The 1,169-nt window shown below is 69.4% G+C and carries 2 protein-coding genes; one reads left to right on the forward strand and one right to left on the reverse strand.

Annotation, left to right across the window (positions count from 1 at the left end; translation table 11 throughout):
- The coding region (locus G5C60_RS50710; protein WP_165271095.1) for a DUF4328 domain-containing protein at positions 1–714 on the forward strand (714 nt) is incomplete at its 5' end.
- 37 nt (positions 715–751) lie between these two features.
- On the opposite strand, the gene G5C60_RS50715 is transcribed toward G5C60_RS50710, so the two are convergent.
- Positions 752–1,169, reverse strand: a 418-nt coding sequence (locus G5C60_RS50715) for a CehA/McbA family metallohydrolase domain-containing protein (protein ID WP_478504044.1), incomplete at its 5' end; no start/stop codon positions are given.

Genomic DNA, 1,169 nt, shown 5'->3' on the forward strand with positions numbered 1-1,169 from the left:
GTCCACGTCTCTCCGCCTCCCACCACCACCCCCACCCTCCGCTCGATCCGTGGGCTCTCGATCGCTCTGGCCGTCCTGCTCGCCGTGTATGTACTGGCGCTGCTGCTGCGGACCGCGGTCCTCTCGATTGTTCAATCCGAGCTCTCCACCACGGACGGCGCGTCCACCACCGAGCTCATCGCGGGCTTCGATTACCTGATGGCCGCGTCGTTGGCGGCCGAGCTACTCACTGCGATCGTGGGCACCGCCGTGGTGAACGTGTGGGCTGTCTGGTTCCATCGCACCCGGATCAACGCCGAGGCCTTCGCGCCGGGACGCATCCGTCACGCGTCCTGGCTGGCGGCCGGCTCCTGGTTCATCCCTGTCGTCAACCTCTACCTGCCCAAGCGGATCGGCAACGACATCTGGACGGCGACCACCGGCCGGTCGGCGGGCGCCGGACGGTGGCTGCTGCACACGTGGTGGTGGTGCTGGCTCGCCTACTTCTTGGCGTATGCGAACGACTCGCTGGTCAGCTGGTACGACAGGGACTACGTCGGCGCCGCGACCGACACCATCCTCACCTCGCAGACGGCCAACGCCATCGGCACCGTGGCCGCCGTGCTGGCCATCTGCTACGTGAGACGGCTTTCCTCCCGCCAGCAGAGCCGCATCGAAGGGACACCGGGCCCGCAGCACACCGCGACCGCGAGAACGAAGACGGGCCAAGCATGACGTGGCAAGGACGGGAAGCGCACGCTACAGCGGAGCGTCAGTCACGTCCGAGGAAGATCGGGTTCGTGAACGCCGCCAACGCCCCCGGAAGCGGTGCGACCGCCGCCTCGTGGCGCAGTTCCGCCCGTACGTACGCCGCGTACTGAGCCGTCGTACGCCACTCCACCGTGCCCGAGCCGGAGACGGGGAGGACGGGGCTCGTGTGCAGGACGCCCTGGTCCGTGACGAAGCGGGTCGTGCAGCGGGGGGCGCCCGTGACCTCAAGGCGGACCGTGACCGGGGCGTCGCGGTCCACCTTCAACCGGCCGCCGATACCCGCGTGTTCGCCCTTGGGGCCCGAGGCGGTGAAGGACAGCGACACCGACTTGGACTCGGCGACGTAGGAGCGGCCCGCCTTCAGGCCCTCCTGGATCGCCTCGCGGGTCAGGTCGTCGGCGAGGACGACCGTCTGCGGG

The organism is Streptomyces scabichelini (assembly GCF_011045015.1).
GTDB classification, from domain to species: Bacteria; Actinomycetota; Actinomycetes; order Streptomycetales; family Streptomycetaceae; genus Streptomyces; species Streptomyces scabichelini.